Source organism: Sphaerisporangium rufum, assembly GCF_016863395.1.
Taxonomy (GTDB): domain Bacteria; phylum Actinomycetota; class Actinomycetes; order Streptosporangiales; family Streptosporangiaceae; genus Sphaerisporangium; species Sphaerisporangium rufum.
Window position 1 is genome coordinate 41,488 of sequence record NZ_BOOU01000046.1, and the last position, 19,279, is coordinate 60,766.

19 protein-coding genes are annotated in these 19,279 nt (G+C 72.2%); 13 read left to right on the forward strand and 6 right to left on the reverse strand.

Features of this window, described 5'->3' with window-relative positions; all coding sequences use genetic code 11:
• Positions 1-53: 53 nt before the first annotated feature.
• Together dapB and Sru01_RS16085 are read left to right on the forward strand one after the other, a co-directional pair.
• Positions 54-791 carry a 4-hydroxy-tetrahydrodipicolinate reductase gene (gene dapB / locus Sru01_RS16080; protein ID WP_203985420.1) on the forward strand — a complete coding sequence of 246 codons (738 nt, stop codon included), beginning with the start codon at positions 54-56 and terminating at the stop codon, positions 789-791.
• A gap of 30 nt (positions 792-821) precedes the next feature.
• Positions 822-1,691 (forward strand): 1,4-dihydroxy-2-naphthoate polyprenyltransferase, encoded by an 870-nt coding sequence (locus Sru01_RS16085; RefSeq protein ID WP_203985421.1) that lies wholly within the window; start codon positions 822-824, stop codon positions 1,689-1,691.
• Between the two features lie 76 nt (positions 1,692-1,767).
• On the opposite strand, the gene Sru01_RS16090 is transcribed toward Sru01_RS16085, so the two are convergent.
• From Sru01_RS16090 to Sru01_RS16100, 3 genes are all read right to left on the reverse strand, one after another.
• A complete protein-coding gene (locus tag Sru01_RS16090) occupies positions 1,768-2,343 on the reverse strand; it encodes a GNAT family N-acetyltransferase (RefSeq protein ID WP_203985422.1) in 576 nt (191 codons plus the stop codon).
• 73 nt (positions 2,344-2,416) lie between these two features.
• On the reverse strand, positions 2,417-2,962 hold the full coding sequence (locus Sru01_RS16095) for a CGNR zinc finger domain-containing protein (protein ID WP_203985423.1): 546 nt from the start codon (positions 2,960-2,962) through the stop codon (positions 2,417-2,419).
• Between the two features lie 58 nt (positions 2,963-3,020).
• Positions 3,021-3,761: a GntR family transcriptional regulator gene (locus Sru01_RS16100; protein ID WP_203985424.1), complete on the reverse strand. Its 741-nt coding sequence runs from the start codon at positions 3,759-3,761 to the stop codon at positions 3,021-3,023.
• Between the two features lie 468 nt (positions 3,762-4,229).
• Here Sru01_RS16100 and dapA point away from each other — a divergent pair, with 468 nt between their 5' ends.
• Both dapA and Sru01_RS16110 read left to right on the forward strand, forming a co-directional pair.
• Positions 4,230-5,144, forward strand: coding sequence for a 4-hydroxy-tetrahydrodipicolinate synthase (gene dapA / locus Sru01_RS16105; protein ID WP_203985425.1), 915 nt, complete (start codon positions 4,230-4,232; stop codon positions 5,142-5,144).
• A gap of 233 nt (positions 5,145-5,377) precedes the next feature.
• Complete coding sequence (locus Sru01_RS16110) at positions 5,378-7,063, forward strand: ribonuclease J (RefSeq protein WP_203985426.1); 1,686 nt, start codon at positions 5,378-5,380, stop codon at positions 7,061-7,063.
• A 90-nt stretch (positions 7,064-7,153) separates the two neighbouring features.
• Here the strand turns inward: Sru01_RS16110 and Sru01_RS16115 are convergent, their stop codons facing one another.
• Positions 7,154-8,464: a pectate lyase family protein gene (locus tag Sru01_RS16115; RefSeq protein WP_203985427.1), complete on the reverse strand. Its 1,311-nt coding sequence runs from the start codon at positions 8,462-8,464 to the stop codon at positions 7,154-7,156.
• A gap of 140 nt (positions 8,465-8,604) precedes the next feature.
• Positions 8,605-9,525 (reverse strand): 5-dehydro-4-deoxyglucarate dehydratase, encoded by a 921-nt coding sequence (locus Sru01_RS16120; protein ID WP_203985429.1) that lies wholly within the window; start codon positions 9,523-9,525, stop codon positions 8,605-8,607.
• Between the two features lie 241 nt (positions 9,526-9,766).
• Here Sru01_RS16120 and Sru01_RS16125 point away from each other — a divergent pair, with 241 nt between their 5' ends.
• From Sru01_RS16125 to Sru01_RS16165, 9 genes are all read left to right on the forward strand, one after another.
• Positions 9,767-10,669 carry a carbohydrate ABC transporter permease gene (locus tag Sru01_RS16125; protein WP_239137476.1) on the forward strand — a complete coding sequence of 301 codons (903 nt, stop codon included), beginning with the start codon at positions 9,767-9,769 and terminating at the stop codon, positions 10,667-10,669.
• 11 nt (positions 10,670-10,680) lie between these two features.
• Positions 10,681-11,562: a carbohydrate ABC transporter permease gene (locus tag Sru01_RS16130; protein WP_239137477.1), complete on the forward strand. Its 882-nt coding sequence runs from the start codon at positions 10,681-10,683 to the stop codon at positions 11,560-11,562.
• A gap of 25 nt (positions 11,563-11,587) precedes the next feature.
• Complete coding sequence (locus tag Sru01_RS16135; protein WP_203985433.1) at positions 11,588-12,907, forward strand: ABC transporter substrate-binding protein; 1,320 nt, start codon at positions 11,588-11,590, stop codon at positions 12,905-12,907.
• 97 nt (positions 12,908-13,004) lie between these two features.
• Positions 13,005-14,156 (forward strand): enolase C-terminal domain-like protein, encoded by a 1,152-nt coding sequence (locus Sru01_RS16140; RefSeq protein WP_203985434.1) that lies wholly within the window; start codon positions 13,005-13,007, stop codon positions 14,154-14,156.
• Complete coding sequence (locus tag Sru01_RS16145) at positions 14,150-14,917, forward strand: NAD-dependent epimerase/dehydratase family protein (RefSeq protein ID WP_203985436.1); 768 nt, start codon at positions 14,150-14,152, stop codon at positions 14,915-14,917. Before Sru01_RS16140 ends, Sru01_RS16145 begins: the two co-directional genes overlap by 7 nt.
• Positions 14,918-14,958: 41 nt before the next feature.
• On the forward strand, positions 14,959-15,750 hold the full coding sequence (locus Sru01_RS16150; RefSeq protein WP_239137478.1) for an IclR family transcriptional regulator: 792 nt from the start codon (positions 14,959-14,961) through the stop codon (positions 15,748-15,750).
• 83 nt (positions 15,751-15,833) lie between these two features.
• Complete coding sequence (gene kduI, locus Sru01_RS16155; RefSeq protein WP_203985437.1) at positions 15,834-16,667, forward strand: 5-dehydro-4-deoxy-D-glucuronate isomerase; 834 nt, start codon at positions 15,834-15,836, stop codon at positions 16,665-16,667.
• Positions 16,667-17,413 carry an SDR family oxidoreductase gene (locus tag Sru01_RS16160; RefSeq protein WP_203985438.1) on the forward strand — a complete coding sequence of 249 codons (747 nt, stop codon included), beginning with the start codon at positions 16,667-16,669 and terminating at the stop codon, positions 17,411-17,413. Before kduI ends, Sru01_RS16160 begins: the two co-directional genes overlap by 1 nt.
• Positions 17,414-17,506: 93 nt before the next feature.
• Positions 17,507-18,271, forward strand: a complete 765-nt coding sequence (locus tag Sru01_RS16165) for an IclR family transcriptional regulator (protein ID WP_203985439.1) — start codon at positions 17,507-17,509, stop codon at positions 18,269-18,271.
• Between the two features lie 39 nt (positions 18,272-18,310).
• On the opposite strand, the gene Sru01_RS16170 is transcribed toward Sru01_RS16165, so the two are convergent.
• Positions 18,311-19,231, reverse strand: a complete 921-nt coding sequence (locus Sru01_RS16170; RefSeq protein ID WP_203985440.1) for a sugar kinase — start codon at positions 19,229-19,231, stop codon at positions 18,311-18,313.
• Positions 19,232-19,279: the final 48 nt, after the last annotated feature.

The following is a 19,279-nucleotide window of genomic DNA, read 5'->3' on the forward strand; positions in this document are numbered from 1 at the left end:
GGGCCGGTGGGGGGCGGGGGGTGGTCTCGGGGGACCCGGTACGCTTGGCGGCTGTGATCAGAGTCGGAGTTCTGGGCGCGCGCGGGCGGGTCGGGGTAGAGGTCTGCAAGGCCGTGGACGCGGCCGATGACATGGAGCTGGTGGCGGCGGTCGACGTCGGCGACTCGATCGAGGCGCTGTCCGCCGCCGAGGTGGTCGTCGACTTCACCCACCCTGATGTCGTCATGGACAACCTGAAATGGTGCGTTGAGCACGGCGTCCACCCGGTGGTGGGCACCACCGGGTTCGACGCCGGCCGGCTGGCCGCCGTGCGTGACCTGCTGGCCGCCCACCCCGGGGTCAACGCGGTGATCGCCCCCAACTTCGGCATCGCCGCCGTGCTGATGATGCACTTCGCCCAGCAGGCCGCCCGCTACTTCGACTCGGTGGAGATCGTCGAGCTGCACCACCCGAACAAGGCCGACGCGCCCTCGGGCACCGCCCGGCGGACCGCCGAGCTGGTGGCCGAGGCGCGGCGCGCGGCGGGTCTCGGGGCCATGCCGGACGCGACCACCAGCGAGCTGCCCGGCGCCCGCGGCGCCGACGTGGACGGCGTGCGGGTGCACGGTGTCCGGCTGGCCGGTCTCATCGCCCACCAGGAGGTCCTGCTCGGCGGCGACGGAGAGACGCTGACCATCCGGCACGACACGATGAGCCGTTCCTCCTTCACCCCCGGAGTGCTCCTCGCGGTGCGCCGCGTCCGGGACCGGCCCGGCCTCACCCTGGGCCTGGAGCACCTCCTGGACCTCTGACACTCCCCACGCCCACCCCAGGAGATGATGTTGGCGACAGCTGCTCAGTGGCTGGCCGGTGCCCGGCCGCGTACGCTCCCTGCGGCCGTGGTGCCGGTGGCGGTCGGCACCGGGGTGGCGGCGGGCGACGGTGACGCGGTGTGGTGGCGGGCGCTGATCGCGCTGTTCGTCGCGCTGGCGCTGCAGGTCGGGGTGAACTACGCCAACGACTACAGCGACGGCGTGCGCGGCACCGACCAGGGCAGGGTGGGCCCGTTGCGGCTCGTCGGCTCGGGGGTGGCCGCGCCGCGCGCGGTGCTGCTCGCCGCGCTGGGGTGCTTCCTGGCCGCCGCGGGGGCCGGGCTGGCGCTGGTGGTGGTCACCAGGGCGTGGTGGCTGCTGGTCGTCGGCGCGGTGGCGATCGCCGCGGCGTGGTTCTACACCGGCGGCAGCCGCCCGTACGGCTACCGGGCGTTCGGCGAGATCTCGGTCTTCGTGTTCTTCGGCCTGGTCGCGGTGGCCGGCACGGCCTACGTGCAGTCGGAGCGGCTGACCTGGCCGGCGGTGGCCGCCGCCGTCCCGGTGGGGTTGCTGGCCTGCGCGCTGCTGGTGGTGAACAACCTGCGGGACATCGCCACCGACGGACCGGCGGGCAAGCGCACGCTGGCCGTGGTGCTGGGCGACGCCCGCACCCGGGTGCTGTACGTCGCATGCCTGCTGTTGCCGTTCTGTATCGCGTTGCCGCTGGCGGTCTGGCGGCCGTTCGCGGTGCTGACCGTGCTGGCGCTGCCGCTGGCGGTCCCGCCGGTGCGGGCGGTGCGCGGCGGCGCCACCGGGCCCGCGCTCATCGCCACGCTCCAGCAGACCGGCCGGCTCCAGCTGGTCTTCGGCCTGCTGTTCGCGGTGGGTCTGGCGATCTGAGGGCGGAGACCTCGGCAGGTCGGACGCCGCGGCCCCTGAGGCCACCGGCCGGACGATGTGAACGGTGCCGGGCGGGTCAGGCGATGTCGGTGGCCAGGCGGATCATGCGGATCGGCCGCTCCATGTCGAGGACCCGCTCGACCTCGTCGGGGCCCCAGCCGGCCGACTCCAGGAAGCCGAGCGTCGCGGAGTCCTCGGCGAAGGCCCAGGTGACCACGGTGGTGAAGCCGTCCTCGCGCAGGTGGTCGACGGTGGCGTTGAGCAGCCGGCTGCCGTGCCCGCGGCGGATGTGATCGGGGTCCACCAGCAGGGTCAGCAGCTCGGCTGTGGTGCCGGGCTCCACGTCCGGGTCCTCGGCGGGCCCGTGCGAGGCGAGCCCGACGACGCGCCCGCCGCCCGGGCCGCCGGCCACCTGGTCGAGGACGTCCTCCGCCTCCACCGCCACCAGCAGCCGGTGGCGGGGTGTCGGCGGGGTCACGACCGCCTCCTCCCACTGCCGGCGCCACAGCTCCTCGGCGGCGGGCCCGGTCATCTGGGCGAGCGCGGCCTCGGGCAGCAGGTCGCGGTAACCGGCCTTCCATGCCCGGATCTGGGTGGCCGCCACCGCCGGAGCGTCCTCGCGCCGGGCGGGCCGCACCCCCACATCTGCCATTCCGCCGTCCCCTTTCGTCTGCCCACACCGTATCGGGCGGGCGACCGGCGGGCGCACCGTGGCCCGGCGACGTTCAGGAAGCGGCGATCTGCCGGCGGGCGCGGTAGGCGCGGGTCTTGGTGCGGTTGCCGCACACCCGCATCGAGCACCAGGCGCGCGAGCGGTTCTTGGAGGCGTCGATGAACGCCCACCGGCAGGTGTGCTCGGCGCAGACCTTCAGCCGCGGCCAGTCGCCGTCGGCGTGCGCGCCGAGGACGGCGGCGGCGATCAGCCCGACGCCGCGGGCCGCTCCGGTGGCGATCGGCTCGCAGCCGGGCACGCCGCCGGCCAGGGTGACCCGCAGCGGCACGGCGGCCAGGGCGGCCGCCAGCCGCGCGGCGGGGCCCGCCGTATCCGGGAGGCCGGACGGCACGGGAGCGGGGCACAGCGCGGCACGCAGGCCTTCCCGCAGGTCGACGGCGAGCATCAGGTCGTCGTCGGTGGCGCGCTCGCCGGGGGCGGCCAGGCCGCGGTCGCGGAGCCAGCCGGTGAGATCGGCCGGCGCGGCCAGCCCGTCGGTGCCGCTCGCGACGTCGTGGGTGTTGACGAGGTCGCGGAGCAGCTCGGCCGGCCGGTACATGCGGCCACTGTAGGGCAGCACGGCGTGACATCCGGCGCCATCGCCGGTTCCCGGCGGATCAGGAACCCGGCGGAAGTGAGTAGACCAGGCGGAAGCGGTCACCAGGCACGATGATGTCACTGATCTCCAGCGGACGGTCCCCGGACCAGTGGGTGCGCTCGATGTGCAGCACGTGCACCCCGGTGGGCAGGTCGAGCAGGTCGCTCTCGGCGGGCTGCGGCACCCGGGTGTGGACGCTCTCCCGGACATCGGTCACCTTGATGCCCGCGGCGGACATCCGGGCCGGCAGGCTCTTGCGGGCGCCGGTGCCCTCATCGGGCAGCGGGCCGGTCCGGCCGAGCTCGGCGGGCTCGTAGGAGGTGGCCAGCTGCATCGGGCGGCCCTCGGCGCGGAAGACGTAGCGGGTGCGGACCACCGGGGTGCCGTCGGCGACCCGCAGCCGCCGCGCGACCTCGCGGCCGGCCCGGACCTGCTCGCTGCGCCAGTCCCAGGTGGCCCGGTGGCCACCGGCCTGCAGATCGGCCGCGAACGGCGCGTCGTGGTCGAGGTGCCGGCCCCGCTGCAGCGGGTAGAGGACGGACTTCTCGCGGACGTAGTGGCCCGAGCCCACCCGGCCGATGATGAGGCCTTCGGCGGCGAGCACGCGCAGTGCGTGCCGGGCGGCGGTCTCGCCGACCCGGAAGCGCTGGGTGAGCTGGGCCCGGGACGGGATGGGCGCGCCTGGCGGCAGCGTGCCGTCCGCGATCTGTGCCCGCAGCTCCTCTACCACGCGGAGGTACACCGGGTCGTTTCCAGTCATCCGTCCATCCCTAACGGCGTTCGAGATCGTTTCATTATCCTGCCGTAACCGGACGACGACCGTGCGTAGCCGTACCGCCTTGGAGTCCCAACTTTACCGACGCGTGCTTTGCCGAATCGTGACGTGAAGATGGCGCGGCGGCCCCGGCCGCAAGGACGTCCTGACCAGGCTCGTCCTGCCGGCGGTCCGGCGGCCGGCGCCGGGCGTGCCGGTCCGGCCGGCCGGGCGGAAAATTGTTGGCAGAAGCGTGTAACACGCCCGTAAGGCGGTCCGATCTCAGGGATAGAGGTCGTCGATGTGTGTACCCCCGAGCACATATCGGCGGCCTCTACCCTTGTGGCCCGGCCTGTCCGCGGCGGCCGCCCGATATCCTTCGCTTACCATTTCATAAGCGGATGACGCGGACGAGTGCCGCGAACCGGGGTGGCGGGGTCCACCGGCCGGCCGGATCCGGGTACCGTTCGGTCTATGGCATCGCCCACCGGAACCTCCGACGCGCCTTTCGGCCGCATGCTGACCGCGATGGTCACGCCCTTCACCGCCGACGGGGCCCTCGACGTCGACGGCGCCCAGCGCCTCGCCGCCCATCTCGTCGACGAGCAGCGCAATGACGGCCTGGTCGTCAGCGGCACCACCGGAGAGTCCCCGACCACCAGCGACGCCGAGAAGGCCATGCTGCTGCGCGCGGTCGTGGAGGCCGTGGGGGACCGGGCGACCGTGATCGCCGGAGCCGGCACCTACGACACCGAGCACTCGGTGGCGCTCGCCCGGTCGGCCGAGCGCGCCGGTGCGCACGGCCTGCTGCTGGTGACGCCGTACTACAGCAAGCCGCCGCAGGAGGGCGTCCACCGGCACTTCACCACGGTGGCCGACGCGACCGGCCTGCCGGTCATGCTCTACGACATCCCGGGCCGCACCGGCGTCCCGATCGCCGTCGAGACGCTGATCCGGCTGGCCGCCCACCCGCGCATCGTGGCGGTGAAGGACGCCAAGGGCGACTTTTTCGCCTCCTCCCAGGTGATGGCGGCCACCGACCTCGCCTTCTACTCCGGCGACGACGCGCTGAACCTGCCCTGGCTCTCGGTGGGCGCCTGCGGGTTCGTCAGCGTCGTCGGTCACGTGGTGGGCGGCGAACTGGCCTCGATGATCGACCTCTACCTCACCGGGCGGGTCGAGGGCGCCCGGGAGACGCACCGGCGGCTGCTGCCGGTGATCGCGGGCATCATGACCCGCACCCAGGGCGCGATCATGGCGAAGGCCGCGCTGCGCCTGGTCGGCCGGCCGGTCGGCCCGGTACGGTCACCGCTGGTCGACGCCACCCGCGAGCAGGAGAACCTGCTGCGGGTGGATCTGGTGGCCGGCGGAGTGAAGTTGTCCGACTGAGACGTCCGGCCGCCAGACGGCCGAGGCCGCCAGGCCGCGTCGCCGCCCGCCAGGGCGGGGGAGAGCGGTCCGGTGGCAGACCACCACCGGCACGATCGCCCGCGCGTCCCGCGCGGCGAGGAGGAATCAGAGAGTTTGCCTGCCAGATACGAAGAATGTGAGTCGCGACCCGCCGGACGGCTCGGCGAGGGAGCCGTGCGCAGGGCGCACACCGGTACATACGGGGGGAGAGCATGAGTCATCCGCATCCCGAGCTCGGACCGCCGCCGGCGCTGCCGCACGGCGGGCTGCGCATCGTCGCGCTCGGCGGGCTCGGCGAGATCGGCCGCAACATGGCGGTCTTCGAGTTCGACGGGCGCCTGCTGATCGTGGACTGCGGTGTGCTGTTCCCCGATCCCGAGCAGCCGGGTGTCGACCTGATCCTGCCCGACTTCGACTACATCAGGGACCGGCTCGGCGACATCGAGGCGGTCGTGCTGACCCACGCGCACGAGGATCACATCGGCGCGGTGCCCTACCTGCTGCGCGAGCGCCGCGACATCCCGGTGGTGGGTTCCAGGCTCACCCTCGGACTGATCGAGAGCAAGCTCACCGAGCACCGCATCCAGCCGGTGAAGGTCGAGGTCGAGGAGGGCGGCCGCCGGCGTTTCGGGCCGTTCGAGTGCGAGTTCTTCGCGGTCAACCACTCGATCCCCGACGCCCTGGCGGTGGCGGTCCGCACGCCCGCCGGCATCGTGCTGCACACCGGCGACTTCAAGATGGACCAGCTGCCGCTGGACGGCCGGCTCACCGACCTCGGCGGGTTCGCCCGGCTCGGCGCCGAGGGCGTCGACCTGCTGATGTCGGACTCGACCAACTCCGAGGTGCCCGGCTTCGTACCGAGCGAGCGCACCATCAGCCCGGTCATCGACGAGGTGTTCCGGTCGGCGTCCAAGCGGATCATCGTGGCGTGTTTCGCCTCGCACGTGCACCGGGTCCAGCAGGTGCTCGACTCCGCCGAGGCGGCCGGCCGCAAGGTGGCGCTGATCGGGCGCTCCATGGTCCGCAACATGACGGTGGCGCGCGAGCTCGGGTACCTGAAGGTGCCGCCCGGCCTGCTGGTCGACTCCCGGGAGATCGAGGAGTGGCCGCCGGAGGACGTGGTGCTGATCTGCACCGGGTCGCAGGGTGAGCCGATGGCCGCGCTGTCGCGGATGGCGAACCGTGACCACCCGATCCGGGTGGCCGAGGGCGACACCGTCCTGCTGGCGTCCTCGCTGGTCCCGGGGAACGAGACCGCGGTGAACAAGGTGATCAACGGGCTGACCCGCTGGGGCGCCCGGGTGATCCACAAGGGCAACGCCACCGTGCACGTCTCCGGGCACGCCGCGGCCGGCGAGCTGCTGTACGTGCTCAACCTCACCAAGCCGTCCAACTTCATGCCGGTGCACGGCGAGTGGCGGCACATGAGGGCGCACGCCAAGCTGGCGGCGCTGACCGGAGTGCCGGAGGATCACATCGTCATCGCCGAGGACGGCGTGGTGGTCGACCTGGTCGACGGCCGGGCCCGGATCACCGGCGCGGTCCCGTGCGGCTACGTCTACGTCGACGGCTCCTCGGTGGGCGCGGTCACCGACGTCGCGTTGAAGGACCGTCGCATTCTCGGCGACGAGGGCTTCGTCTCGGTCGTGGTGGTGGTCGACTCGACGACCGGCAAGGTGACCGGCGGCCCGGAGATCTACGCGCGCGGGTCGGGCATCGAGATCGAGGCGTTCGACGGGGTGATCCCCCAGATCGAGAAGGCCCTGCAGGAGGCCGGTGCGGACGGGGTGGCCGACGTGCAGCAGATGCGCCGGCTGACCAGGCGCATCGTCGGGCGCTGGGTGAACGACACCTACCGCCGCCGTCCCATGATCATCCCGGTGATCGTGGAGGTCTGAGACGGCGGACGCCGCCGCGCCGGAGTCATCCGGCGCGGCGGCGCGATCAGGGCCCGCGACCGTCGGTCGGGGGGTGGCCGGTGGTCGTGGTCAGCGCAGCCGGCCCGCGCCGGCCCACAGCGGCACCGTCACCGGCACCACGACGGCCGGATCGACCCTGCGGACCAGGGTGGGGGTCCAGCCGACGTCGGAGCCGAGGTCGGGGTCGTGGGTGGCGTTGTGCGCGGCGAGGACGTCCACCGGGCGGACGCGGCCGCCGGTGCGCACCAGGGTGCCGGTGACGTGGATCGCGGTGCCGCCCCAGTTATAGATGATCTCGCCGGGGTCGACGCCGGTGCCGAGCCGGAAGAAGTTGTTCTCCGCGTAGATCTTCGACTGGACGCCGGCGCCGAAGCTGTACTCGTAGCCGTCGCCGGCCGGCACGTCGTAGTAGTTGTTGTACACGTGCACCTGGCCGAACCGGACCCGCGGCGCCCGCTGCAGGATGGTGTCGAACACGTTGTGGTGCACGGTCACGTTGAGCTTGCCGGAGTCGGTGGCCGGGTTGTTGGTCGAGCCGATCAGCATCGTCTTGTCGTGGTCGGCGAACCGGTTCCACGACACCGTCGCCAGGTCCGAGCCGCTGGTGATGTCCAGCTCGCCGTCGTGCACCTGGTAGGGCCGGCCGAAGTACAGCGGCTGGGCCGAGTCGGGGTTGTCCCCGTCGTCGAAGGTGTTGTGGTCGGCCCAGAAGTGCGTCGACCCGGTGACCGAGATGTTGTCGTACAGCGAGTTCCAGTTGCCCTCGGCCCCGTCGGTGGGGTCCCACTGCGGGAAGCAGTCGTGGGCGTCCTGGAAGTGGATGTTGCGGATGATGACGTTGTCGACCTTGTCGACGTGCAGGTTCAGGCCTTTGATCACCGCGTGGCCGACACCCGCGATGGTGGTGTTGGCGCCGACCTTGAGCTTGATCTGCGCGGTCTGCCGGGCCGCCGAGGCCGCCCGGGCGTCCTCCAGCGGGCCGGACGGCTCGGTGTCGCGCCCCCAGACCACCGGGTCGTAGGCGGCCAGGTAGCCAGCCAGGGTGTACCCGCCGGTGGCGTAGTCCTCGCAGGCCAGCTCGTCGCCCGCGTCGTCGGTGTTCCCGTCGACGACACCCTTGACGTAGATGATCTTCGGAGTGGCGTCACCCTTGTTCAGGGCGGCGACCAGTTCCTTGCGGTTGCGGACGGTGAAGACGTGGGCGTCGTCGGCCGCGGCGCCGCCGGTGGTGCCGGTGGTCGCGGCCCCCCAGCCGTCGCCGGCCGGCAGGGTCTGCCGGCCGAGCGGCACGCCGTGCGCGGCGGCCGCGGTGCCGGGTGCCGCGGGTATGGTGACGAGCGCCGCCGTACAGGCGGCGGCGAGAATGGCCGTTCTGCGCAAGGCGGGATACCTCCTGGATAGGGGAGGACTCCGCGACCGGAGCCTCCGGGGGGTGCGGGCGCGGGCGGGCCGCGCCGGGCCGGACGGGCGCCGCCGGTGAGTCCGGCGCCCGCGGGGGTGGACGGGGGCGGGCGGGACCGTCAGAAGTCCTCCACCAGGTGCCGGCCGTGTTCGATCAGCTCCGACAGCCGCTTGACGTGCTCGGGCGCGGGTTCGCCCAGCGGGGCGCGCGCCGGGCCGGCGTCCAGCCCGCGCAGCCGCACGCCGGCCTTGACCAGCGAGACGGCGTAACCGGCGCCCTGGCGGCGCAGCTCCACCAGGGGCCGGTAGAACCCGTCGATCAGCCGGTTCACGGTCGCGTCGTCCCCGCCGACGAGCGCGCGGTGGAAGGCCAGCGCCACCGCGGGCAGGAAGCAGAAGACGGCCGAGGAGTAGCGGGTGATGCCGAGGCCGCGGTAGGCGAGCGCGGACATCTCGGCGGTCGGCAGCCCGTTGAAGTAGAGGATCTCCCGGGAGGCGGCGCGCACCGCGCTGATGGTGCGCTGCAGCAGGTCCAGGTCGCCGTACCCGTCCTTGAACCCGACGATCCGCGGGTGGGCGGCCAGCGCGGCCACGGTGTCCGGCTCGAAGATCGCGTTGTCCCGCTGGTAGAGGATGATCGGCAACCGGGAGGCGTCGGCGACCGCCTCGTAGTGCCGGCGCAGGCCGTCCTGGTCAGGCTGGAGGAGGTAGGGCGGCAGCGCGAGCAGGCCGTCGGCGCCGGCCGCCTCGGCGGCGCGCGCGAAGCGGGTGGCCATCGCCAGCCCGTATCCGGTACCGGCCACCACCGGGACCCGGCCGGCGGCCTCCTCCACGGCGACCGCCACGCAGGCGGCGTAGTCGTCGAGATCCAGGGACGGGAACTCGCCGGTCCCGCAGCAGGCGAACACCGCGCCGCATCCCGCGGCCACCCCGGATCGGACGTGCGCGCGGAACGCGTCGAGGTTGAGCCGCTCCCGGTCGTCGCACGGTGTAACGGGGAAGAAGAGCAGCCCGTCGAGCCGATCCACCAGCGCAGTCATGCGGTCCTCTCTCGCGTACACATTCAAGGATTACATTCATGTATATGAACACACCGAACGTATGGCCGGCGGCCCCCGCCAGTCAAGGGACCGGCGCGGACCGGGGGTTCCGGCGGCTCGAAATCCTTGTGTTACATGCCGAAGGGTTGACAGGCCCCGGGCCTGGTTCCTACGTTGACGGCGCGTCCACAATTGTGAACGTGGTTCAGAAATGTGTCACGAGACCGAACGGAGTGACCAGGTGGCCTTGGCCAGGACGACCGGCGCGAGGGGCGGCCCCCGCGCCCTGCGCTGGGCGCCTTATCTACTGATCTCACCGACGGTCCTGCTGATCGCGGTGTTCCTCGTGTACCCGATCGGAAGCGTTCTCTACTACAGCCTCCAGCACTACAACCTGACCAAGCCGTGGGCCAACGGCTTCGCGGGGCTGGAGAACTTCCGGGAGATGCTCTTCGAGGACCCGCTGTTCTGGTCCAGCCTGGCCTTCACCGCCAAATGGGTGGTCGTCGAGATCGGCCTGCAGCTGCTGCTCGGGCTGGCGCTGGCGCTCATCGTCAATGAAAGTTTCATCGGCCGCGGCCTGGCCAGGTCGCTGGTCTTCTCCCCGTGGGCGGTCTCCGGGGTGCTCACCACCGGCATCTGGATCCTGCTCTACAACCCGACGACCGGGATCGTGCGCTATCTCGGCGCGCCGGAGGCGGCCGTGCTCGGCAACCCCGACACCGTCTTCGGCGCGGTCGTCCTCACCGAGCTGTGGCGCGGGGTGCCGTTCTTCGCGATCCTGCTGCTGGCCGGGCTGCAGGGGATTCCCGGGGAGCTGTACGAGGCGGCCGCGGTGGACGGCGCGGGCCGCGTCCGCCGGTTCGCGCACGTCACGTTGCCGCACCTGCGGGACGCGATCGTGCTGGCCACGCTGCTGCGCTCGGTGTGGGAGTTCAACAACGTGGACCTGCTCTACACGCTCACCGGTGGCGGGCCGGCCCAGGTGACGACCACGCTGCCGCTGTACGTCGCGCAGCGCGCGATCGACTCCAAGGACTTCGGGTACGGGTCGGCGCTCACGACGGCGGGATTCCTCATCCTGCTGTTCTGCTCGCTCCTCTACCTCCGGCTGAGCCGGTTCGGCGCGGATCACAAGGGATGAGGAACGCTTCCATGGCAACCGACGTCATCGCCCGCCGCCGGGTGCCCGCGCGGGCCCGCGCCGCCCGGGGCGGCATGCGCGGCGGAGACCGGGGCCGGATCGTCCGGCTCTACCTTCCCCTGGCCCTCTACCTGCTCTTCACGCTCATCCCGTTCTACTGGATGATCGTGTTCGCGCTCCGGCCGGCGGGCTCCACCGCTCCGGTGCCGTGGCCGATCACCTTCGAGCACTTCGAGACGGTGTGGAACGACATCGGATACGCGGTGTTCTTCCGCAACAGCGTGATCATCGGAGTGCTGTCGCTGTTCCTCACCACCGCCATCGCCCTGATGGGCGGGTACGCGCTCGCGCGGTTCCGCTTCCGGGGGCGCACGTTCTTCATGGTCGCCCTGCTGTGCACCCAGTTCATCCCGGGCGCCATGATGCTGATCCCCCTGTTCACCATCTTCCGGGGGCTCGGGCTCATCAACTCCCTGTGGAGCCTGGTCGTCGCGGACACGGTGTTCAACCTGCCGCTGTCGATCATCCTGATGAGCGGATTCGTGGCCGCCGTCCCCTTCCAGGTGGAGGAGGCGGCGATGGTGGACGGCTGCACGCGGCGGCGGGCCTTCTTCGCGGTGGTGCTGCCCCAGCTGCGCCCCGGGCTGATCGCCGTCGGGTCGTTCGCCTTCATTCACACCTGGAACAACTTCCTGTTCGCCCTGATGTTCATCAGCAAGCAGGACAACTTCACCATCCCCGTCGGCCTCAGCTACACCATCGGGGAGTACAGCGCCGACTTCGGGGCCCTGGCGGCGGGCGGCGTGGTAGCGGCCGTGCCCGTCGTATGCGTGTTCGCAGTGATTCAGCGCTATCTCGTGCACGGCATCAGTGCCGGCGCGGTGAAGGGATAGCACCCCCGCCTGGAGGCATACCGACATGAGATCCATCAGCAGGGCCTGTACCGCGGCCGCCGCCGTCCTCGCCATGTCGCTGGCCGCGACCGCCTGCGGCGACGACTCCGGCTCCGGGGAGGGGCAGGCGGCCGGCGGCAAGACGACGATCACGTTCTGGGACAACAACGGCGGCGTGCGCACGCCGATCTACCAGGAGCTGATCAAGCGTTTCGAGCAGGCCAACCCCACCATCCACGTCGAGTACGTCGGCATCCCCATCGCCTCGGTGCAGCAGAAGTACGACACCGCGGTGGCCGGCGGCGAGACGCCCGACGTGGGCGGCGTCACCACCAGCTACCTGGCCAACCTGACCGGGCAGGGCGCACTGGAGCCCGCCGACGACTGGCTGGCCAAGAGCTCCCTCAACGGGAAGCTGGTGGAGAACATGCTCGCCTCGGTGAAGCAGACCACCCCGGACGGCAAGCTCTACCTGGTGCCGGCGACCTCCAACCTCGACGTCGTGTGGTACCAGAAGGACAAGCTGGACGCGGCCAAGGTGACGGCGCCCAAGAGCTGGGACGAGTTCTTCACCGCGGTGGACAAGCTCACCAAGACGCCCGACCAGTACGGCTGGACCATCCGCGGCGGCGCGGGCGCGATCTTCCAGCTGCTGGCCGAGGCCTACGCCTACTCGGGGGTGAACACCTTCTTCGACGCCTCCGGCAAGAGCACGGTGAACGACCCGAAGAACGTCGAGCTGGTCGCCAAGATCGCCGCGCTGTACAAGAAGAACACCCCCGAGGCGGACGTCACCAACGACTTCCCGAAGATGGTGGCCCAGTTCACCAGCGGCAAGGTCGCGATGATGCACCACAACCTCGGGTCCTACAACGACCACGTCAAGGCCTTCGGCGCCGACAAGGTGGACGCCTTCCCGCTGCCGGTGGGCCTGTCGGGCAAGCGCACCGTCGTCGCCAACCCGGTGGACGGCTTCGCGGTGTTCAAGAACAGCAAGAACAAGGACGCCGCCTGGAAGTTCGTGGACTTCCTGCTGTCCAAGGAGAGCAACAGCTACTGGAACCAGCAGACCGGGCAGATCCCCGCGAACACCGACGCCCAGGGTGACTCCTGGCTGGCCGAGCGGCCGTACCTGAAGAGCGCCGTGGAGACGCTCGGTTCCCCCGACACGGTCGTGGTGTCGCCGCCGTACTACCTGCCGCAGTTCTCCTCGATCACCAAGGCCGACACCGAGCCGCTGTTCCAGAAGGTGCTGCTCGGCCAGATGAAGCCGCAGGAGTTCCTGGACACCATGGCCCAGAAGCTCACCGAGGCGCAGGAGGAGTGGAAGAAGGCCCACTCCTAGACCGCCCGCACCAGGCCCCCCGGGGCCGGCGCCCGTCACCTGACGCGGGCGCCGGTCCCGGGCACCAACCCTCTCGCCCAGGCAGGAAAGGAGCGGCATGGCCGTCATCGAGCGCGTCGCCGTCACGGTGTTCACGACCGTCACCCGTTCGGTGGTGGACGGCCACGGGCACCGGCACCCCGGACCGCCCCGCGAGGTACGCGAGGCGCTGCTGGAGATCACCGACAGCGACGGGGTGACCGGCCGCTCCTCCGGCCCGCCGGAGACGCTGCGGGAGAGCATGATCCAGGCGCATGTCCGCCCGGTCCTCGTCGGGCAGGACCCGCTGGAGCGCGAGCGGTTGTGGCACGGCCTGGCCCGGCGGCAGCGTGGCGCGCACGGCCACCTCACCGACCGGCTGCTGAGCTGCGTCGATCAGGCGCTGTGGGACCTGGCCGGCCACCGGCTGGGCCTGCCGGTGTGGAAGCTCCTCGGCGGGGCGCGCTCGAAGATCAAGGCGTACGCCAGCACGATGTGCGGCGACGACATCCCCGGCGGGCTGGCGACCTTCGCCGACTACGCGGACTTCGCCAAGGAGCTGGTCGCCCGCGGCTACCGGGGGATCAAGCTGCACACCTGGATGCCGCCGATGCCGCACGGCGTGGAGCTGGACATCAAGGCCTGCGCCGCGGTGCGCGAGGCGGTCGGGCCGGACGTCGCCCTGATGCTGGACAGCAACCACTGGTACAGCCGGACCGAGGCGCTGCGGCTGGGCCGGGCCCTGGACGAGCTTGGTTTCGCCTGGTACGAGGAACCGATGGAGGAGGCGTCGGTCCAGTCGTACAAGTGGCTGGCCGACCAGCTCGCCACGCCGATCCTCGGCCCGGAGACCTCCTGGGGCAAGCACATGGCGCGGGCGGAGTGGATCGCGGCCGGCGCCTGCGACATCCTGCGGGTGGGCGTGGTCGGTTCCGGTGGCGTCATCCCGGCGCTGAAGGCGGTGCACACCGCCGAGTCGTTCGGCATGGGCTGCGAGATCCACGGCAACGGCTCGGGCGCGCTGGCGGTGATCGGCGCGACGCTGTGCGGGGAGTGGTACGAGCGCGGCCTGCTGCATCCGCACTCCGACTACGACTCGCCGCCGCCGCACCTGCGCTCCATCGTCGACCCCATCGACGAGGAGGGGAACGTCACGCTGCCGGCCGGCCCCGGGCTGGGCGACGACTTTGACGAGGAGTACCTCCGCGCCCGTACGGTGGCCTCATGGTGAACATCGTTCTGGTGACCGGCGCCGCCGGCCGCGTCGGTACCTGCCTCGTCGACGGCCTGCCCGGGCACGGCCACGCGCTGCGGCTGCTGGACGCCCGGCCGGTCGAGGCCGCCGGCCACGAGACGCTGCGGGGCGACATCCACGACACCGAACTGCTGGACCAGGCCATGAAGGGCGTCGGCGCGGTCGTCCACCTGGCCGGCACCCCGTCCACCTCGGCCACGTTCGAGGAGACGCTGACCGCCAACATCGAGGGCACCTACCGGGTCTTCGAGGCCGCCCGCCGGGCCGGGGTGGGCCGGGTGGTGTACGCCAGCAGCAACCACGCGGCCGGGTTCACCCCGCGCCAAGAGCTCGCCCCCGCCGACGTGCCGGTCGCGCCCGACTCGCACTACGGCGTCTCCAAGGCCTACGGCGAGGCGCTCGGCCGCTACTACTCCGCCCGTTACGGCATGGGCGTGGCGGCGCTGCGCATCGGCAGCTTCGGGCGGCGACCGCCGAACGCCCGGGCACTGTCCACCTGGATCAGCCCGGGCGACATGGTGCGGCTCGTGCACGCCTGCCTCACCGCGCCGGACCTGACCTACGCCGAGGTGTGGGGCGTGTCGGCCAACACCCGGGGGTGGCTGGACCTGGCGGCCGGGCGGGCCCTGGGCTACGAGCCGCGGGACGACGCCGAGGCGTACGCCGGGGAAATGCCCGAGCTGGACCATGACGATCCGGAGTACGCCTGGCTCGGCGGGCGCGTCGTCGAGTCATGAGCGGGGATAATCATCATTGACGCGCGGCAGGGAGGACGGAAATGACGGAGCAGCAGCAGGCCGTGACCGCGATGCCGCACGTCAAGTCCGCCGTGCGCACCGTGGAGCTGCTCGACTTCTTCGCGCAGTACCCCGGGCTGCACAGCCTGTCCGACCTGCAGGGCAAGCTGGGCTATCCCAAGAGCAGCCTGCACGCCCTGCTGCGCACGCTGGTCGACCTCGGCTGGATCGAGACCGACGTCACCGGCACCCTGTACCGCATCGGCATGCGGGCGTTGCTGGTCGGCGCCACCTACATCGACGGCGACCCGGTGGTGCAGATCGCCCGCGAGGCGCTCGACTGGCTCGCCGAGGTCACCGGCGAGACCGTGCACCTGGCGCGGCTGGACCATTTCGACATGGTCTATCTCGCCACCCGCGCCTCGCGCCACTACCTGCGGCCGTTCACCCGGGTGGGCCGCCGGCTGCCGGCCAGCACCACCTCGCTCGGCAAGGCCGTCCTCGCCACCCGCGATGACGCCGAGGTGATGCGGATGCTGCCCGCCGAGCTGCCCCGGCTCACCAAGAACACCATCGTCGACCAGGGACAGCTGGTCGCCGACCTGCGCCGCATCCGCAAGCGCGGCTACTCGATCGACCGCGAGGAGAACACCGAGGGCCTGCGCTGTTTCGGCGTCGCCCTGGACATCGCCTACCCGCCCCGCGACGCGGTGAGCGTCTCGGTCCCGGTGCCGCGGCTGACCGCCGGCCGGGACAAGGAGATCGCGGCCTGCCTGCTGGAGGCGCGTGACCGCATCGAGGTCGCCGCCCGCGGGGTCCGCCGCACCTACTGATCCGGCCGACCGGTGCCGAAGGCCACCGGCTTGACCATGCACGCTCCGCGGTTGTTCGATATAGCAGTCTTACATTTCATGTAATGGAACGGAGTTACCGGGTGGAGACACGATACGCGACGGCGCCCGACCAGGTCCCCGGCATGACCACCGAGGCGCTGCGGCGCCGGTTCCTGGCCGAGGAGCTGTTCGCTCCGGGGCAGGCCCGCCTGCTGTACTCCCACGAGGACCGGATGGTGATCGGCGGGGTGGCGGCCGGTGACGCGCCGGTCGAGCTGCCCTGCCCGGCCGAGTTGCGGGCCGAGCACTTCCTGCAGCGCCGCGAGCTCGGCGTGGTCAACGTGGGCGAGGCGAGCGGCACCGTCACGGTGGACGGCACCAAGCACGAGCTCGGCGCCCGGGAGTGCCTGTACGTGGGCCGCGGCGCCCGGGAGGTGTCCTTTCTCGGCGGCGACTTCTACCTCGTCTCCACCCCCGCGCACACCGAGCATCCGACGGTGCGCGTCGGTCTCGCCGACGCCGAACCGGTGCGGCTGGGCTCCCAGGAGGGCTCCAACGACCGGACGATCTACAAGTTCATCCATGCCGCGGGCATCCGCAGCTGCCAGCTCGTGCTCGGGGTGACCGTGCTGGAGCCGGGCAGCATGTGGAACACCATGCCGTGCCACACCCACGAGCGGCGCACCGAGGCCTACTTCTACTTCGGCCTGCCCGCCGGCCACCGGGTGGTCCACCTGATGGGCCGGCCGGACGAGACGCGCAACATCATCGTCGCCGACCGCCAGGCCGTGATCTCGCCGCCCTGGTCGGTGCACTGCGGGTTCGGCACCGCCGCCTACGCCTTCGTCTGGGCCATGGGCGGCGAGAACCAGGCGTACGACGACGTGGAGCAGGTCGCGATCGGCGAGATGCGCTGATGTTCTCGCTGGTGGGACGGACGGCGCTGGTCACCGGCGCCCGGACCGGGATCGGCCGGGCGATCGCCGTCGGGCTGGCCCGGGCCGGCGCCGACCTGGTGCTGCACGGGCGCGAGGACGACCTGGACGAGGTGGCGGCCGAGGTCCTGGGTGCCGGCCGCAAGGTCCGGCGGTGGGCGCACGACCTGTCCGACGTGGCCGCGCTGCCGGAGGCCGCGGCGGCCCTGCTGGCCGAGCAGCGGATCGACGTGCTGGTGAACAACGCCGGCATCATCCGCCGCGCGCCGGCCGCCGAGCACTCCTACGCCGACTGGCGGGCCGTCCTGGACGTGAACCTGGACGCGGCCTTCCTGCTCAGCCAGGCCGCCGGGCGGGCCATGCTGGAGCGCGGCTCGGGGAAGATCATCATGATCGCGTCGATGCTGTCCTTCCAGGGCGGCGTCAACGTGGCCGGGTACACCGCGGCCAAGCACGCGGTCGCCGGGCTCACCCGGAGCCTGGCCTGCGAGTGGGCGGCCGGCGGCGTCCAGGTCAACGCCATCGCCCCCGGATACGTCGCGACCGCCAACACCGCACCGCTGCGCGCCGACCCGGCCCGCGAGCCGGCGATCCGGGCCCGGATCCCGGCCGGCCGCTGGGGCACGCCGGAGGACATCGCCGGAGCCGCCGTCTTCCTGGCCTCGCCGGCGGCCGACTACGTGAACGGCCACGTGCTGGCGGTGGACGGGGGCTGGCTCGCCCGGTGAGCCCGCCGCCGTCCCGGCCCGGCGGTCGCATCGGTGCCCGGCGCGCGGCAGGGGTCCGGCACCGGGCGGCCCGGCGATGAGTAGGCTCGGGGCGTGGTGAGGGAAGGCAGCTCCATCGACAAGGCGCTGGCGGTGCTCGAGGCGATCGCCGAGCACCATCGCGTGACCGACATCGCCGCGGCGACCGGCGTCTCCAAGTCCACGGTCCACCGCATCCTGCAGTCGCTGGTCGACTGGGGGTTCGCCCGCGCGGACGGCGCCGGCGGCTACGAGCCCGGCCCGCGCATCCTCACCCTGGCCGGCAAGGTCATGAGCCGGTTCGACCCGGCCCGGCAGGCCTCGGCCGCGCTGCGCGCGCTGCACGAGCGGACCGGGTACACCACCCACTTCGGCATCCGCAGCGGCGACGAGGCGGTCTACGTCGACAAGCTGGAGGGTCGCCGGCCGTACCAGATGCCGTCCCGGATCGGCATGAGCCTGCGCCTGCACAGCACCGCCATCGGCAAGGCCATCCTCGCCCAGCTCGACGACCGGGAGGTGCGGTCGATCGCCGGGCGCACCGGGCTGCCCCGGCACACCGCCCGCACCCTCACCGAGGTCAGCGACCTGCTGGACCACCTCGGCATGGTGCGCGCGGCCGGTTTCGCCATGGACGACGAGGAGAACGAGCCGGGCGTGCGCTGTGTCGGCGCCGCCGTGTTCGACCACACCGGCCAGGTGCTGGGCGGGATCTCCATCTCCTCGCTGGCGATGGACCTGCGCCCCGATGAGCTGGAGAACCTGGCCCCGGTGGTGGTCGCCGCCGCGCGCGAGGTCTCCCAGGCCCTCGGCGCCCCCACCCCCGCCCCCACCTCCTGACGGGCCATCACGCCCGAACGTCCCGTGAGCGGCGGCGGGCTAGAGCAGGCCGTCGATCTCGTGGGGGGTGGCGATCCGGCCGGTGCCGCCCTGGCCGGCCAGGCTGACCGCGGCGGCGGCCATGCCCGCCCGGACGGCGGCGCGCAGCGGCGCCCCGGTGGCCAGCCGGGCGGCCACCGTGCCGGCGAAGGCGTCGCCGGCCCCGGTCTGGTCCACCACGACGGGTGCCGGGACGGCCGGGATGGCCTCCGGCGGCGCGTCGCCCGAGGCGAGCAGCACGCCCGCGGCGCCTTGGGTGACGGCGACCGCCCGCGCGCCCAGGCGCAGCGCGGCGCGGGCGGTGGCGGCCGCATCGGCGGTGCCGAGCAGCGGCAGGCTGTCGCCCGGGCAGGACGGGGTGACCAGCGTGGCGTGCGGGGCCACGGCGGCCAGCGCGGCGGCGGCCTGGCCGGGCGTGGTGAGCCGGCCGCGGAAATTGGGGTCGTAGACCACCGCGCCGCCCGCCGCGGCGACGATCTCGGCGGCGTGCCGGACGGCGTGCGCGCACGAGGGGGACAGCGCCGCGGTGACCCCGCTGACCAGCAGCACCCGGGCCTCGCCCAGCGGCGCGGCGGCGACGTCGGCGGGGCCCATCCGGGACGCGGCGCTGCCGGCGCGCATGTAGGCGAAGGCGCGCTCCCCGCCGGGGTCGGCGCCCACCGCGTAGGCGCCGGTAGAGCCGGGGCCGGGCCGCATCCACCGGGTGTCCACGCCGTGCGCGGCGGCGAACCGGATGAGCCGCTCGCCGAACTCGTCGTCACCCACCCGGGTCACCAGGGCCACGTGCGCTCCGGTGGCCGCCGCCGCCACCGCGGCGTTCAGCGCGTCTCCGGAGAACGAGAGCCGGAAGGTGTCCGCGTCGGTCAGCGGGGCAGGGGCCGAGAACTCGACCAGCGGCTCGCCGATCACGATCACATCCACGGAGCACTCCCGGTTGTTTCATGTAATGGGATTTGATTCTATGTGACG